This window comes from Aequorivita sp. IT1282, assembly GCF_058068205.1.
Genome location: NZ_JBYRHR010000003.1, coordinates 383,006 through 400,168, shown reverse-complemented (window position 1 = coordinate 400,168; position 17,163 = coordinate 383,006). Strand labels below are relative to the sequence as shown.

Sequence of the window (17,163 nt, the reverse complement as noted above, 5' to 3'; positions counted from 1 at the left end):
TATGGCAAAAGACTGCGAAAATAAATTCCTAATAAACCATAAGGGCACCGAACAAACCCAAAGGTCTCTTAACGCCATGCTTCCAGAAAATCTAAAACTGAATGATTTTTCTACTGAAGCTTGGATGGAGTTTGCTTATAATTTTGCCAAGGAAGTAAATTATTTTTCTATAGAAAATGAAACTGTGCCCGCTGGAAATTGGGAATCGTTTTTTATTAAAAAAGAAGAAATCGCAGTATTTCTCGCTAATGCTGAAACCTCAAACAGTCTCTCCCCGCACCTTACACTATTTGTATGTTTTTTGAAGTTGATGGAAATTTCGAAAACACGCTTTAATGCACTTACAAAAAGACATCTCGATTTTTATTACAATGAAATACTTCAAATAGACAAAAAGGCTCCGGTTGCTGATAGTGTTCATCTAATTTTTGAATTGGCTAAGAACATATCAAGTACTAATGTAGAAGAGCAAACGCTTCTTGAAGCTGGAAAAGCTGCTGATGGAAAACGACTTCAATATGCAACGGATAAAGAAGTGGTGTTAAACAAAGCTAAGGTTGCGGCTTTAAAAAGTGTTTATCACCATAGAAAAACGAATAATTTAAACCCTAATGAGCTTAATGGGCTTTTTGCCGCAGCAGTAGTAAATTCAGCAGATGGCAAAGGTGAATCCTTTAAAACCGACGCTAATTGGTTGCCGTTTGGTTATCCTTCCCATTTCAAGCCCAGCTTGCCTTTACAAACACCAAATCTTGGTTTTGCAATTGCTGCCCCAACGCTTAATTTGGCTGAGGGCGTACGTATTATTCAAACAATTTTTAATCTTGAAAAATCGATTCAAGTTTTCAATATTGCACAAATTATTAATTGTATAGAAGTTTACGCTACGGGTGAAAAAGGATGGTTGGGGCCCTTTAAAATTACAGCGTCAGCGGATGGATTTACTTCAACGATTGGAAATAAAGTGGTTCAGCTTTGTGTAAAAATCGATAAAACCGAAAAAGCTATTGTTTCTTATAACAAAGAAATTCACAAAGAAAATTTTGAAACAGATCAACCAATATTTCGGTTTCTGCTGAAAACTAAACAACCTGAGTTTAGTGAAGGTTATAGTTTATATACCGAATTATTTCAGAAAAAAGTAAAAAAGGTAACTGTAAAAGTATCTGTTTCCGAAGCTGAAAAACTTCAGTTAAAAAACGATTTCGGTAATCTAGCGGCCGATAAGCCTTTCTATCCCTTCGGTACACAACCAATGGAACGCTCCGCATTTTATATTGATTATTCGGAAGCATTTAATAAAAAATGGGACACGCTATCAATTCACGCCTCGTGGCTAAACACTCCGAACGACTTTAAAAATCATTATATAGCCTACCGAAGAGACGAAAATAATTTTAATCTCTCGCCAAATCTGTATTATAAAACTCTGTATTACAACTTTAATGTAGGAACCAAAGTATATGCAAAACCGGCTGGATTAACTTTCGGCCCAACTGTAAGTCCAAGTAATCTTTACGTTACCGGAAACGATTATTTTAAGGCAAAAGTTTCGGTTGAAAATAATGAAAACCATGTTAGTGTAAATAATACTTTTCCGCTTTTCACCAAAAATGGAAGTATTTTTGAAACTAATCTTTCCCTCAATAATGCGAATTATACTACCGGTAAAAACGGCCCCATAAAACTGTCTTTAAATCAATCGTTCTTGCACGCTTTGTTCCCAAAAGTATATGCACTAGCGCTTACGACCGAAGAAGATACCGTGCTCCCAAATGAGCCCTACACTCCTATTATTGAAAAAATTGAATTGTCTTATACTGCCAGCCAAGAAGTTGTATTTGGAACTTCGCAAACCGCCAATCTCGAAAAAATAATGCTTTTTCACGAGCATCCTTTCGGGCAAGCCGCAACTTCCAAAACTTTATTACCAACGTACTGTGCGGGTGGCGAACTTTATATAGGCCTTGAAAATACCGAAGCACTTCAACAAGTTCAGCTTTTGTTTCAATTATTGGAAGGTACCGAAAACCCTTTATCCGAAAGTTTCACTTCCACTGAAAAGGTTTCATGGGCGGTGCTTTCAGATAATTCGTGGATGGAACTTTCAAGTGAATATCTAATAGGAAACACGACGGATAATTTCTTAAAAACAGGAATCGTAACAATTACTATTCCTCGGGAAGCCACAAATACTAACACACTACTACCTTCGGGATTGGTATGGCTTAGAGCGAAAAGTCCCAAGCATTTCGACATTGTTTGCCGATTTATCAATATACACGCTCAAGTTATAACTGCCACTTTTGAAGACAATGGCAACGAGCTTTCTCATTTAATAAATGGTTTGCCCGCTGGCGTAATTAGCAAACTAACGGAGCGCGATTCAGCAATTAAAACGGTAACTCAGCCCTATAATTCATTTGGGGGGCATCCTGAGGAAAGTGATGAAAGTTACTATCGCCGTGTAAGTGAGCGAATTCGTCATCGCGATCGTGCCATTTCCTTATGGGATTACGAACATTTAATTCTTGAAAAATTTCCTGAAGTTTATAAAGTGAAGTGCCTAAATCACACTAAAAAAGAAGATTATCACAACCCTGGAAATGTAACCGTAGTTGTGATTCCGGATATTCAAAATAACAATGCCTTCGATATTTTTCAGCCACGATTGAGCACTGCAAAGCGCAACGAAATTCAGAATTACATAAACGAGCTGAATACATTTTTTGTTTCGGCAGAAATAATCAACCCAAATTATGAAGAAGTTGAGGTCTCGCTTAGCGTAAAATTCAATGTTGGTTTCGACGAAAATTTTTATACAAAACAATTGGAAGAAGACATTAAAAAATATCTATCCCCTTGGGCATTTTCTGAAACTGCTGTGTTGAATTTTGGAGTGTCTTTTCACAAAAACAAACTTATTTCCTATTTAGAAAACCAGCCTTACATTGACTTTTTAGAAGATGTAATTGTGAAACACAGAATCTCGGTAACAGCTGCATATGTTGAAAAAACAAATGTTTTGCCATCAAGCCCGAAAGCAATTTTAGTGTCGGCAAAAAAACATTTTGTAACGCCGGTCCAATCAAAATGTAGTGTTCAAACCCCTAAAAACCCCACGGTATGTCTTCCGTAAAAACATATAGCTCCATTGCGAAGAATACTTCCAGCTTGGACGATCTCGACTTTGATTTTCTTCGGAAAAAAGGGATTGAGTATATCGAAGCTTTGGGTAGCGAATTGTGGACGGACTACAACGCGCACGATCCCGGAATCACCACTTTGGAGGTTTTATGTTACGCAATTACCGATTTGGGCGCCCGTCTATCTCTTCCGTTGGAAAATATTTTGGCCGAAGAAAATGATCCCAGTTTTTTAAACGAACAATTTCTAACAGCTGAAAATGCACTGCCCATAAAACCTGTAACAGCGCTAGATTATCGCAAACTATTCGTTGACATTGAAGGTGTGAAAAACGCTTGGCTGAAAAAGCACGAAAAGAAAGTTTTTGCCAATTGTAAAGAAAATAAGTTATCGTATAAACCATTTAATATACAGGATAAGTATAAAAAGGAATTTATTTTAAATGGATTGTACGATGTTTTAATTGAATTTGATGAATTAGACATAGAACTTTTTAATACGGAGACAAAGCAAAAAAATGAAATAAAACGGCTGAAAAAAGAAGTGAGAACTATTTATCACGCGCATAGAAATCTTTGTGAAGACGTTGTTGGCATCGATGAAGTTGAAAACCATCCCGTAGCAGTTTGTGCCATTATAGAGCTAAAACCTGAAGCCGACGAAGACAAAGTACAAGCCCAAATATTATATACCATTGACGAATATCTTTCACCTTCCCTCCGCTTCTATTCGTTGAAGGAAATGCTGGCGAAAGGTTACAAAACTGATGAAATTTTTAACGGACCGTTGCTAAATAATGGTTTTATAGATAGTAAAGAATTGAAGAAAACCGAGCTTCGAAGAGAAGTGCGGTTGACAGATTTGATAGATTTAATCCAAAAAATTGAGGGTATTGACGTTATCCGCGATATTACAATCAACAATTGCGACGGCAAACCCGAAACCAAAAAAATCTGGAACCTGTGCATTCCAGCCGGTAAAAAGCCGAAACGTTGCGACAAAAGTTCATTCAGCTATTACAAAGGGTTTCTTCCGCTAAACATAAATAAAAAGGCGGTTGATGATTATTTGAAAGCTATTTACGATGAAATTGAAGCAAATATTCTCGATATCGCCTCACAAAAAAAATCCTTAGAATTGCCTGTTGGCGGATATTCTGGCGTGGGTGATTACAGTTCTATCCAAAATGATTTTCCGGAGGTTTACGGCGTTGGTGAACTGGGAGTGAAAAGCACAGCGACTACTGCGGACCGTGCCAAAGTAAAACAATTGAAAGCCTATTTATTATTCTTTGATCAAATCTTCGCAAGTTACTTTGCGCATCTTAAAAATGTGAAAGATATATTTTCAATAAATGGCGAATTGGATAAAAGTTATTTCACTCAAGCGGTTGAAAATGTAAAAGATCTTTCGGAATTGGTCTCAGCCAATTATACCACCGATGAAAATATAACCGACCTTTTGTTTTCAGACCTTGATGATAAAGTGGTGCGCAGAAATCAAATTCTTGATCATTTACTTTCCCGTTTTGCAGAAAACTTTAGTGAATATGCTTTTTTGATGAAGCAATTATACGGCAACAATACAGATGCTGCAGTTATTAAGACCAAAGAGCGTTTTCTGCAGCAATATAATATGATAGGCTGTGAGCGTCCGCTGAGTTTTAATTATTACGAGCAGGAAGCAGAAGATTTGTGGGACACGGGAAATGTTTCAGCATTTCAAAAGCGAATTGCACTTTTGAGCGGCAACCCAAATTTTTTCCGAAGAAATTTTTCTGACGATCCTTTGGAGATTTATGAGGAAATTGACACCGACGGAGTTATTGAATACCGCTTCCGTTTTCGAAGTAAAAACAAAAATATCCTTTCGTCATCTAGTAAACATTACCACAATTTAGCTTCGCTTTACAAAGAAATTTTGGACATAAAAAACTACGGACAATTTGCTGAAAACTATGAAATAAAGGTAAACAAAGCTAGTAAGTTTTATTTCAATCTTACTAATCCAAATGTTCCAGACCCAAAAGACGAAGACCATGTAATTGCGCGGAAAATTTCTAGTTTTTCAACACAATTGGCAGCTGAAACTGCAATTGCGCAGACAGTTCAATTTATCAAAACACTCGATTTTAACGAAGGAATGTATGTAATTGAACATATTTTACTTCGCCCCGATGTAACGATAAATACCGCTCCAGAGAACACTTTTCTACCAATCTGTACGGAAAATTGCGAAGGCTGTGAAGGTATTGATCCTTATTCTTTTCGAGTTTCAATTGTGTTGCCGGGCTGGACCGAGCGTTATAGCAATGTTGATTTCAGAAGATTTTTAGAAAATTTAATTCAAAAAGAACTTCCGGCTCACATTATGGCGAAAATCTGCTGGATTGGCTATCCAAAAAGTTACGACACCAAAGGTGAAGAAAACGAAATGGTGGAGCTTGAAGAAGCCTACAAAGATTGGTTACTCACCAAAACCGATATGGGCCAAAAACAACCCAACTCAAAATTGAAACGATTCATTAAAATTATGAGCAGCCTGCATACAATTTACACGCAGGGCACACTCCACGATTGCGATGACGATGAAGAACAACAAGATATTATCCTAGGCAGGACCAACCTGGGGAAACTTTAAATACCAAAGTTATGAGCACTAAATTATTGGAAATAACTCCACAGTACCGCTCCTTCGTGGACGATCAAGTACTGACCTCCGGGCAGCTAAACGAATTTATAGAATATTTTGAGGATCAAGACCGACTTACGCGCGTATGCCTTGTGGGTGTTGGCGTGGCCTGTGGTTTTAAGGTTTCGGTTAACAATCAAAAAACGCTTGTAACAATTACCCAAGGTTGCGGTGTTACTACCGATGGCGACCTTTTAAAGCTTCAGAAAAATATAAAAGATTCTTCTGAGACTTCTATTGTTTTGGAAAATATAAAATATTCGCATTTTCGCGATTTTGAGGATGATAAAGCAAAATACAAACATTTCAAAAGTGATAACAACGCCATTGATTTGTGGGAATTAATTCCGCAGGAAAAAGTAGATGTGGAAGAAGGTCCTCTCCCTATCAACTCACAATTGTTAAATAACAAAGTTGTGGTGCTCTATCTGGAATGTTACCCAAAAGAAGCAGATATCTGCACAACTACAAATTGCGATAATCAAGGGCAGCCAAACATTCAAAACCTTCGAGTATTACTTATTAATAGAGAAGATGTTGAAAATATTGTAAACCCAAAAGACGGTATTTTCACCAAACACGATGTTTATGAGGCCTTTACGAATCTACCGCAAACCGCCGTACCAAAAGTTATATTGAATGATAGCAATTCCAATTCATATTCAAAATTGGCAGCTGCTTACAAATCAGTTATTAGTTCAACAAAAAAACCTTTACACGCTGCACTTGAGCAATTGTTTCAAGGTTTTTCAGAAATTTTGGATATTAAAGATGGTACTTCAAATACCGTTTTGAACCAAATTAATAATCTGGATGATTTCAATAAAAGTGATAAAGTCCAGTATCGATATGATTTGGTGCGCGACATCAGCGACACATATAATGAATTGGCTGAAATACTGTTGAAATTAAAAACTGAATGTTGCCCAAACCTTGAAGCATTTCCGAAGCATTTGTTGCTCGGCATGCTAACTTCGGAAGAAATTTATCCAGAATTACGCCACGATTTTTACCATTCGCCCACAAATAACGAATACGCAAAGTATTTAAAAATGGCGAAAAGCTTGATGCATCGTTTGGTAGTTATTTTGGACAATTTCAATCTTTCCGATGAAAAAAACCTTGATATTACCCCTTCAAAAACATGTGGAAATTTAGGCGAAAAAGCCATCCCAATTTACTACGAAACGGATGCCGAAATGCTAACTGCGTGGGATTTCAATAAAACCGAAAACTACAAACAACGTTATAATTTAAGCTTTCACAAAGAAAATCTTGCGCCAAATAGTTGGGTTAAAAACCCATTAAACTTTGAATTGGATTGTAACGATTTTTATAGAATTGAAGGTCATTTAGGGCGTGCCGCACAGGACAGTCGCAATACCATCAACAATCTGAAAACCACACATGCGTTAGATTTTGATTGTTTGCTTTTTGATCTTCAAAGAGATGCGCAAGCATTTACTTCCTTTATACGAGAAAACCCTTCTATCGTTCATAAAGCAGGGGTTCCAAAAGGGGGCACATTTGTAATTGTTTCAGAAAAAGAACAGGTAATGGCAGATTTCTGTCTTGCAACCAAAGTCAATAATGCTACCGATGGCGGATGCTGTTCCTTGATGGAATGTACTTACCCGTGGATAAGTTCATTAAAATATATGAATAATCTTTCGCGAAGCCTAAAAGGAAAGCAAAGTAGAAACAAGCCAATGCCGCAAAATTATGTGCTGCAGGTAATTGAGTACAAAATTAATGGAGAACCAATAATTAATAGAACTACCACGATTACAATTCCGTTAGAAAAAATATTTTTGAGAAGAATCCACGCCGTAACCGAAGCTTTAAACAATAAGTTTGATAAAGGAGTGGTATTTGACTTTAATGAAAACCAAAAGCGTTTAGTAATTACCCGCGCCAAAGAAGATACTTATATCATCCGACTGCGTGAAATTTCGATGGCGAATAATAATGCAATTTACACTTATAGCAACAACGGAATGTACCGAAACAATTTGGTGTTTAGACCAGATGCTATGCGCTGCCGCGATTTACGTAGCTACCGTGAATCTTTTTATCAAAAACTGCAGGCTCAGATTGCTCCAGTAAATAAAGACGATGATTACGGAAGATACGATGAAAAGTGGGCAAAATGGAGCAAATTAACCGAACGATTAATTTCAAACCCCGTGATAGCTCAAGCTGGATTAACCCGTATGATTACTTCTCAAGAAATGTTGCCACAAGAGACTCGAAATTTGGTGCAAAATATTAAGAGGGATTTTCAGGCACAAAGCAATGGCGTAGACCTTCAGTTCCGTTTAGACGGCGATTGGGTAAATGGCACTTGGGTGAATAAATTTATGCTGGACCATCATAGAAGAAACAGAAAAAATACACACGACGATATTGTGCTATTTGTAAACCTGCGAAAATATCTTCACAATGAAACTGGAATAACAAAACTGTCTATTTACATAACAAATCTTGGGTATTCTCAAGTTCTGGATGCAGTAATTGCGAAACACAAGACTGTTGCCGACTTCTACTTTGGAACACCAACGGGTGAAAATGCGATAAGATTATGAGAAACTCGCTGAAAATAGCGCAAAAAAAGAAGGGTATCAGTCGGTAAAATTGTACAATCCGAATGATACCCTTATGGGTCTAACAAGAAAGGAACTAAGAACTAAAGAAAGACAAAAGAACATCGAAAGAAAACCTCGCGAAAGAACTAAAGTACTAACTATAAAAGAACGAAGCACTAACTGCAAACAACCCAGTAATTCATCTCTGAATCGAAATGTAAATATAGGTCTAAAAATCTAAATAACAAATGGTTGCAAATAAAAATATCATTAAAAAAGTGAAAATTGGGGTGAATACCTCCTCCATTGACTTTGGTATGCAGCTAAAAGATAGTTTGGATGTTTTTTTTAAGGAAGAAATATTTCCAGAAATGAATACTTATTTCAATTCTATTCAAAAAAACAATTCAAATATTATTCGTTTCGATACGCTTTCAATAGAAATATCTATGGATGAAAATGGTTCTCTGATTGACTTAAAGCCTTTAATTATCAAGGAATTAAAAAATATAATAAAAATTGAAACCATTATAGAAAATAAAACAAATAGTGTAAAAACCTCCACTTCTGCACAGAATGAAATAGAAGCATTTTTCTCCTTCATCGAAGATGGTATAATGCCGTGGTGGTTTGAAGAAAAATCAAATTTTTGGAACGATTTTTTTCAAAATTTAGAACCTCACAAAGCATTCTCGAAAAAATTAAAAACACTTTTCGAAAGACCAGAAGTACGCAAAAGATTGGTTTATCAATTTGATGATAAGCAGCTGTTTAAATTAGCTTCTACAATAAATGGCGCTACATTATCAGTAAGCTCAGAAAATAGAATTCCGAAAGAAAATAGGGTGCTAATTTGGGAGACGGTTTTATACTATTCGCTTTACCACAAAGAGGAAAAGGTTATAAGAATTTTGCAGAAAGTTCCCTATAAAAATGCAGATAAAATATTAGGTGTTTTCAACGAGATTTTTGGGTTAAAGATTTCTATTAGTCTCGATGATTTTGTGAAAAACGAATCCGAAAAACCTATTTCTACTGAGACACAAAATTCTAAAAAAGCTATAAATTCCCAGGAAAAGGTAGATTCAGAAGTTTCTGTGAAAATTGAAAAAATGGTAAATGAAGGCATTTTGGTGAAAAACGCGGGGTTGATTCTGCTCCATCCATTTTTGAAAATGTTTTTCCAAAGACTGGAATTTCTTTCAGATAAACATATTAAACCAGAAAAAATAGATGAAGCTTTACACACTTTACATTATTTGGCCACAGGCCAAGAACAACCGTACGAACACGAACTAGTATTCGAAAAATTTCTCTGCCACGTCCCTACTCACCAACCTGTGAATCGACATATTTCACTAACAAAAGAGCAAAAACTTGCGTGCGAAATATTATTAGAGGCCGCGCTCAATCATTGGACCGCGTTAAATAGTAATTCAACTGAAATTCTTCAAAATGAATTTTTACAAAGAGAAGGTAAACTCACTGTTTCAGAAGAAAAACAAAATCTTTTCATTCAACGAAAAACGCTAGATATATTACTGGACAGACTCCCTTGGAATATTCATTTTATAAAACTTCCTTGGAAAGAAAAGATACTTTTTGTGGAATGGTAAAACGAACGTTATGAAAATATTCAAAAAAAATACAAGCGCTTCGGCAAAAGTTAATAGTACCAATACTGTAATAAGTAATGTGCCATTTTTTCCCATTCAAAAAAAATTGTCAATCGGAAAGGCTGATGACGCTTATGAAAAGGAAGCAGATGCGGTTGCGGATAAAATTGTCCAGCGTTCCGAAATTGGCCAATACAGTGCTCCCAACACATTTTTCCCCGCCACTCAATTACAACAAAAAACTCTTGGAGAGTCAATAACTCCAGTTGACCAACTCACAGGTATTGAAGAAGAAAACCTTCAGAAAAAATGTGAAAACTGCGAAGAAGAAGAAAACATCCAGAAAAAAACTTCTGCAAACCAAGACTCTGCTCCTTCAAATTTAGAAGGAATTATTCAGAGCAATAATGGCAGTGGAAGTCCATTGAATGATAATTCAAAAAGGGAAATGGAAGAAGGTTTTGGCACGGATTTCAGTAATGTTAGAATACATACTGATTCCACTTCCATTCAACTAAGCCAAGGATTAGGAGCGCAGGCGTTTACCAGTGGCAATAATATTTACTTTAATGCAGGAAAATTCAACCCAGCCTCTAAGGAAGGAAAACATTTATTGGCCCACGAACTTATACATACCCTACAGCAAAATGGTGTAGAACCTATAAATAAAAGTATACATACGCAGAAAAATAACAATGCGCTACAATTACAAATAGAAGCAGAAACAGCTGCTACCGCTGAAGCGTGCACTGGTTTTGTAGAACAAATTAGACTAGCTAAAGAAACTGCTGCACAGTGGGTTTCGGCTACTAGGCAATGGTTTTCAAATTATGAAAGATTAATAAGAACAAGGGCTCCACGATCTGGTAGACCTTCAAGAATTGGCCCCGAAATTTTCAGAAATTTTCAGCTGCTCGATGAAAATTTTCGAATTTCAAGAAATCTAAGGATTGAAATTCCAACTTCAGCCTTTACGGAGTATACTTCAGACCAATTCGTTGCCTTATTTAATGCCTCATCAACGGTTCGTAATAATTTTTTAAATATGGATGTAGCTTCGCAAACTGCAATGTGTTTTAATGCTACTTGCCCCACTGGTAGAATTGGCACCGAGGTTTTTGGAAGTGCCTTTGCAGGTTCCGGCGAGTATACCCTCAATACCCAATGTTGGAGTCCACTATTGGAAAATTTGCGGGCTGGGGTGGTTCTTCACGAATGCTTTCACAGTAGCTTTTCAGGTTTTTCTGGAGATACCTATTCGTTTGAATCGAGCTACCCTGGAGGCAGTGCGTTAACGAATGCAGAAAGTTATGCCATTTTTGCTTCTATCATTGGTGCAAATTCGTCCTATAGATCCATTGTTTTAGAAGATGTACACATATCAGGTTCTGTTACTAGTGAGGCTGAGGTGGAAACTTCTGAAACAACCCCTGATGAATAGACAGTAGTATAAAATAATTAAAAATTTGCCTGAAGGCAAAATCCATTCGAAGATTGAATGCATTAAAATTGATGCTTCATAAAAACAGATTTAAAATAAAAGCAAAGTTTATTCACTACAAATTTTTAAAGCATACTTATGGCAAAGGCACAAGAAGTAGAACTAAAACAAATATTTAATTTTTTAGAATCGCTAATTTTATGGCGAATCAGAAATAACGCTGCCGATTTTGATACAAAAGCGCCTATTCTTGAATTAAAGAATTTAGGAAAATCAAAATTGGGTAGTTTTTTGAAGGAAGAAAACCTATCTAAAACCGAAGTTGTAGTGCTTCTTTTAGCAGTAGCACCTTCGTTTTCGCCTTCCTTTTTACAGGATACGGTTTCAAAAGAATTTCCGAGCGGAACTGATTTTGTGCAATTTGGTGGTGTAAAAGGCCAAAATCATCGCGGATTTCTTCCCACCGGTGAAACAGCCCTATTTATTTTGGGAGGGACCAATTTCTCACAAAGAATTCAATGCATGCATCTCTTTTCGGAAGAACATTTGTTCAATAAAAAAGACATTCTCTATCTCGAAACCGTCCCTTCCGGAGAACCGATGATGAGTGGAAAATTAATTCTTTCACCTGAAATTATTTACAAACTTACAACGGGCGAAGTTCCCGCTCCAAAATTGAGTACTCAATTCCCAGCGGAAAAGTTGGAAACACAATTGGAATGGAACGATCTTATTTTAAGTGAAAAAACGTTACAGCAAATTCAAGAGTTGGAAATTTGGCTTCAGCACAACGACCAATTATTCAACGATTGGGGAATGGGTAAACGTTTAAAAGCTGGGTATCGCGTGCTTTTTCACGGACCACCCGGTACCGGAAAAACACTAACGGCGAGCCTTTTAGGCAAATACACAAAAAAACCTGTTTATAGAATTGACCTTTCAACAGTAGTTTCAAAATACATTGGTGAAACCGAAAAGAATCTCTCTAACCTTTTTAATAAAGCAGAAAATAAAGATTGGATTTTATTTTTTGATGAGGCTGATGCTATTTTTGGAAAACGCACCAATGTTCGCGATGCGCACGATAAATATGCAAACCAAGAGGTTTCTTATTTATTACAACGTGTGGAAGCACATCCGGGATTGATTATTCTAGCATCAAACTTTAAGGATAATATTGATGAAGCCTTCACCCGCAGATTTCAATCCATTATTTCGTTTGAGATGCCGGGATCAAATGAACGAGCAAATATTTGGAAGACAAATCTTCCCGAAAAATTAGAAATTTCAAAAGAAATTGATTGGGAAGCTGTTGCAAAAAAATATGAACTCACAGGTTCAAACATTCTGAATATCATTCAATTTTGTTCCCTAAAAGTTTTAAGTGAAAAAGGCGAAACCTTAACTGCAGAAATTTTACAACAAGGAATTAGACGAGAATTTTTAAAAGAAAACCGCACGCATTAAATTACTTTTTATGTAATGTATTTAAAGCATAAATAGCGAAACTACCCAGCCAATGGCTGCCTTCATAACTATCGCCCACAAGATTTGAGTATGAATATGTCAAATGTTCATTCGCTAAATTTTGAAGGTGTTTGTATTTTGGAAATTGCTTCGCCAAGCCATAAAAAACCCAAGCTCTACTAAAATTAAGACCATCCAAATGCACGAGTTTGCCATCGGTGCGATCGCTCACCTCCCCTACTTTTAAATGATAATTTTCATCTGCCAGCTGCGGTAAAAAGGAATCCATCCAACTAATAAATTCTTCCGAAGAAAGTATGCGTCGCATAATATCAACCTCTTCCAAACAAGGTGAAAGGAAATCGTAACCGCTGGGTTCCCAAGTTATCGGACAGTTTTCGTCTTCGAAATAAAAATCGCGCGCACGCTTTACAATTAATTGTTTCAATTCTACATCGCCAACAGCTTCGGCATAATCAAAAGTCAAAGTGAGTCCGAAGGCAGTATTAGTGTGCTCTCCAACGCGGATTGGGTAATTTAGTTTTGGCAAAAATTCTTTATAACGAAGCACGATAATATCGGCTAACGGTTTTAGATTTTGCTCTAATTCTTGCGCCATCGGGTCGTTCCAATTGTGAAGTTCTTCAGAAAGTTTCAATAGCCACGCCCAGCCATAAGTTCTTTCAAAAGATTTATTAATTGGCTTTTCAAAAAATGCAACTTCAATTGCGACATTTTCAGTCGTGATTTTTTGTGTGAGTAAATTTCGAACATCATTCGCCTTGTCCATTTCTGGAAATTGCTTTAACAAACTTACCATAGACCAATAACCGTGTACCGCACTATGCCAGTCAAAACAGCCATAAAATATAGGATGCACAGCGATAGGCTCCACTAAATCTGCTTCGCTTTCCAACGTTTCGCCAGGTTTGTACGGATATGCTGTACCAACGCAATGAAGCGGAAGCTTTATTAATTTATTGGCTTCGGCTAAAGTGAAGGACGGTGCTGAGAATTTCTGAACTGAAAGTGCTTCATCTAAAGCAATTTCAGAGTTTTCCTTTTGCTGATTCTTACAACTAAAGAGAAGTAATATTGAGAAAGTTAGAAAGTAAATGCTTTTCATAAAACAGTTGGGTTTGGATAAAGATACAGAAATAAAAAAACCACGAATACACGAATGGAAAACCAATTATTCGTGTATTCGTGGTTAAATTTTACCAGTGAAAAATCTACAATTTCACGTCTTCAAGTTTAACTTCTTTTCCATTTTTATTAAGAAGTTTCACTTCGTCGAAGCCCATAGTTTTGAATTGCGCAAATTGTGTGGCTGCATCGCCCACGACTAAATAAGCCATTTTGGAAGCATCCAAATATTTATTTGCAAGTGCTTTGTGTTGTTCCAACGTCATATTACGCACTGTAGCCTCTTCCTTTTCAATGTAATCTGCTGGAAGGTCATACTCGTTAATTTCCTGTAGCATTCCTAAAAGTGAACCCTGTGTCTCGAAACGACGTGCGTTAGATTTTATAAGTGCGTTTTTAGTGAATTCAAGATCTTCAGCTGAAATTCCGTTTTTGTAATTTGAAATTTCTTCTTTAAAAATAGCTACTGATTCGCCAGTTGTATTAGTTCTTACACTTGAAGAAGCGGTAAATGTGCCAGGCAATTTACTTCCGCTAAAACCGGTGCGAGCGCCGTACGTATATCCTTTTTCTTCTCTTAGAATTAAATTCACATTTCCTGAAAAAGAACCACCTAATTTATAGTTCATCACTTCGGCCGGATAAAAATCTGCATCAGTGCGCGGCATAGAAATATAACCTATGCTAATAACAGATTGTTTTGCATTCGGGATATCCACAAAATAAAGTGAAGCTTTATCGCGATTATTAGATGCTGGAAATTTAGGTATAGTTACTTCCTTTGAAGCCCAACGCTCTTCCAAGCCTTTTAAATCTTTTAAAACGTCAGCTTTGTTTATTTTACCAACTGCCTGAAATGTACTAACTGAAGGTGAAAAATTACTATTGTAATATTGCTTCAATTCGTTCATAGTAATTGCTTTCACAGATTCAACAGTACCAACGGTTGGGTGACTGAAAATATGATCGTCGCCATAAAGAATTTTATTGTAAACACGATCTGCAACTACATTCGGATTTGCATCAGAGCGCTCAATTTGGTTTATAGTTTTCGTTTTTATACGTCCCAATTCCTCTTCGTCCCAACGTGGTTCCATAAGAATTTCGGTAACCAGTTCCATCGTTTTATCGAAATTTCTAGTAAGTGTATTTCCACGAATTACGATAGATTCGTTAGTTGTGTACATATTTATGTTTGCTCCCAAAAGATCGATAGCCTCTTCCAATTGCTCAGGAGTTTTATTGGCTGTCCCTTCCATCAAAATATCGCTCATTAAATTGGCAACTCCATTCTTTTTAATATCGTCAAGCAAATGACCGCCTTCAATAACTAAACTGAAATTTACCGTTGGAATCTCATTTTGTTCAATACCCGAAACTTTTAAACCGTTTCCTAGTTTTGCATTCCAAATTTCAGGAATTGCAAGTTCTGGAGAATTACCTTGAGTTGGAGCCGTAGAACGATCAAAACTTGAAGGTGTTTTTACAATTTTCACAGCTGTTTCTTCCACAGTTTTGGCAATGTTTTCTTTTATTTCTTCCTCTACAACATTTGCTTTTACAGAATTTACGGTAATAAGTTCAAGTTGCCCTTTAGGCACAAAACTTGTCATTACGTATGGTTTAGCTTTAATATATTTGTTGTAAACTCTAATAACGTCTTCCTTAGTTACTTTTTTAATATTTTCAATATCTTCAGTTATAAAACCTGGATCGTTCGTAAATACATTATATCTCGCCAATTGAAAAGACTTTCCTAAAACACTACTAATTCCGTTATAGAATTGAGTTTCTAAACCTGCTTTTATTCTTTCGATATCGCGATCTGTAACACCATCTTTTTCAAAAAGTACAAAGGCTTCATTAATTCCACTTTCAATAGAGTCTAAATCAACACCATTGTTGGCGGTAATTGAAATATGAAAGCTACCAGCTAATTCACTTGAATTATTATAAGCAGTTGTGCGAGCAGTAAGATCTTTCTCCTTAACCAAAACTTTATATAAAGGTGCTTTTTTTCCTTGTGAAAGAATTTCGCCTAAAAAGTCTAAAGCATAAGCATCCTCGGTATATTGTTGCAATGTTGGCCACACCATATTAAGTTGCGGTGCTGTGGCAAAATTATCTTGGTGGAAAAGTCTTTTCGTTTCTGAAAGTGTTACTGGTTGCGGAGTTAGTGGCGCAACCTCTTGACGGCGCTTAATTTCGCCGAAATATTTTTCAATCATTTGCTTAGCTTCTGCAGTTTCAAAATCTCCTGCTAAAACCAAAGTGGCATTATTAGGTCCGTAAAAACGATCGTAAAATTCTTTTACATCTTCTACGGTTGCATTTTGCAAATCTTCCAATTCGCCAATTACTTGCCAATTGTAAGGATGCCCTTCTGGGTAAAGATTTTTATCTATCACCCAACCTGTATGTCCGTAAGGATTATTATCTACGCGCTGGCGTTTTTCATTTTGAACCACTTCCTGCTGATTTTCAAAAGCAGCTTCGGTTACGGTGTTAATTAAAAATCCCATACGGTCGCTCTCAAGCCACATTACGGTTTCCATTGCGTTTTTTGGAACAATTTCGTAATAAATAGTTCCATCTTTCCAGGTTCCACCATTTAGTGTTCCACCGGCATCTTGAATTGTTTTAAAGAATTGGTCTTGCGGTACATTTTCAGATTCTTGAAAAAGCATGTGTTCGAACAAATGGGCAAACCCAGTTCGACCTGTTTTTTCGCGATTAGAACCTACGCCGTACTGGATGGCGAGTGACACGATAGGATCGCTTTTGTCTTGGTGAAGAATAACATCGAGACCGTTTTCAAGCTCATATTTTTCGAATTCTACCGAAAGCTTGGCATTATCTACTGAAGCTGATTCTTGATTCGTTTTACACGAAAAAACAACTAATGATGTGATAGCCATCGCTAAGACACCCATTTTAATGGAATTTTTAATCATATGGAAAGGTTTTTTTTAAGAAAGTTTTAAAGATACAATGAGAAGTGAAGTAAAGTCTTAAAAATAAGTTAAAACGAGGTTGGAAATATTTTAGAATCTGCCTACAATAAACCTAT

General features: G+C 36.5%; 8 protein-coding genes. 6 read left to right on the top strand and 2 right to left on the bottom strand.

The window, feature by feature from the left end:
• Position 1: 1 nt before the first annotated feature.
• From AC3RVG_RS08770 to AC3RVG_RS08745, 6 genes are all read left to right on the top strand, one after another.
• Positions 2 to 3,139, top strand: coding sequence for a baseplate J/gp47 family protein (locus tag AC3RVG_RS08770; protein ID WP_489691077.1), 3,138 nt, complete (start codon positions 2 to 4; stop codon positions 3,137 to 3,139).
• Positions 3,127 to 5,787, top strand: coding sequence for a hypothetical protein (locus AC3RVG_RS08765; RefSeq protein ID WP_489691076.1), 2,661 nt, complete (start codon positions 3,127 to 3,129; stop codon positions 5,785 to 5,787). The genes AC3RVG_RS08770 and AC3RVG_RS08765 overlap by 13 nt, the downstream gene beginning before the upstream one ends.
• An 11-nt stretch (positions 5,788 to 5,798) precedes the next feature.
• Positions 5,799 to 8,423: a hypothetical protein gene (locus AC3RVG_RS08760; RefSeq protein WP_489691075.1), complete on the top strand. Its 2,625-nt coding sequence runs from the start codon at positions 5,799 to 5,801 to the stop codon at positions 8,421 to 8,423.
• Positions 8,424 to 8,671: 248 nt separating this feature from the next.
• The gene (locus AC3RVG_RS08755; protein WP_489691074.1) at positions 8,672 to 10,039 is read left to right on the top strand and encodes a contractile injection system tape measure protein; all 1,368 of its coding nucleotides are present in this window, start codon (positions 8,672 to 8,674) and stop codon (positions 10,037 to 10,039) included.
• Between the two features lie 10 nt (positions 10,040 to 10,049).
• Positions 10,050 to 11,480: an eCIS core domain-containing protein gene (locus AC3RVG_RS08750; protein WP_489691073.1), complete on the top strand. Its 1,431-nt coding sequence runs from the start codon at positions 10,050 to 10,052 to the stop codon at positions 11,478 to 11,480.
• Between the two features lie 138 nt (positions 11,481 to 11,618).
• Entirely contained in the window at positions 11,619 to 12,947 is a 1,329-nt protein-coding gene (locus AC3RVG_RS08745) for an ATP-binding protein (protein WP_489691072.1), read from the top strand.
• Position 12,948: 1 nt separating this feature from the next.
• On the opposite strand, the gene AC3RVG_RS08740 is transcribed toward AC3RVG_RS08745, so the two are convergent.
• Both AC3RVG_RS08740 and AC3RVG_RS08735 read right to left on the bottom strand, forming a co-directional pair.
• Positions 12,949 to 14,073 (bottom strand): DUF2891 domain-containing protein, encoded by a 1,125-nt coding sequence (locus AC3RVG_RS08740; protein ID WP_489691071.1) that lies wholly within the window; start codon positions 14,071 to 14,073, stop codon positions 12,949 to 12,951.
• A gap of 106 nt (positions 14,074 to 14,179) precedes the next feature.
• Positions 14,180 to 17,047, bottom strand: a complete 2,868-nt coding sequence (locus tag AC3RVG_RS08735) for a M16 family metallopeptidase (protein ID WP_489691070.1) — start codon at positions 17,045 to 17,047, stop codon at positions 14,180 to 14,182.
• Positions 17,048 to 17,163 lie beyond the last annotated feature (116 nt).

What these genes read in the sequence shown, in the direction of transcription:
- AC3RVG_RS08770 (WP_489691077.1), top strand. Translation starts at nt 2, where the DNA reads ATGGCAAAAGACTGCGAAAATAAATTCCTAATAAACCATAAGGGCACC.
- AC3RVG_RS08765 (WP_489691076.1), top strand. Translation starts at nt 3,127, where the DNA reads ATGTCTTCCGTAAAAACATATAGCTCCATTGCGAAGAATACTTCCAGC.
- AC3RVG_RS08760 (WP_489691075.1), top strand. Translation starts at nt 5,799, where the DNA reads ATGAGCACTAAATTATTGGAAATAACTCCACAGTACCGCTCCTTCGTG.
- AC3RVG_RS08755 (WP_489691074.1), top strand. Translation starts at nt 8,672, where the DNA reads ATGGTTGCAAATAAAAATATCATTAAAAAAGTGAAAATTGGGGTGAAT.
- AC3RVG_RS08750 (WP_489691073.1), top strand. Translation starts at nt 10,050, where the DNA reads ATGAAAATATTCAAAAAAAATACAAGCGCTTCGGCAAAAGTTAATAGT.
- AC3RVG_RS08745 (WP_489691072.1), top strand. Translation starts at nt 11,619, where the DNA reads ATGGCAAAGGCACAAGAAGTAGAACTAAAACAAATATTTAATTTTTTA.
- AC3RVG_RS08740 (WP_489691071.1), bottom strand. Translation starts at nt 14,073, where the DNA reads ATGAAAAGCATTTACTTTCTAACTTTCTCAATATTACTTCTCTTTAGT.
- AC3RVG_RS08735 (WP_489691070.1), bottom strand. Translation starts at nt 17,047, where the DNA reads ATGATTAAAAATTCCATTAAAATGGGTGTCTTAGCGATGGCTATCACA.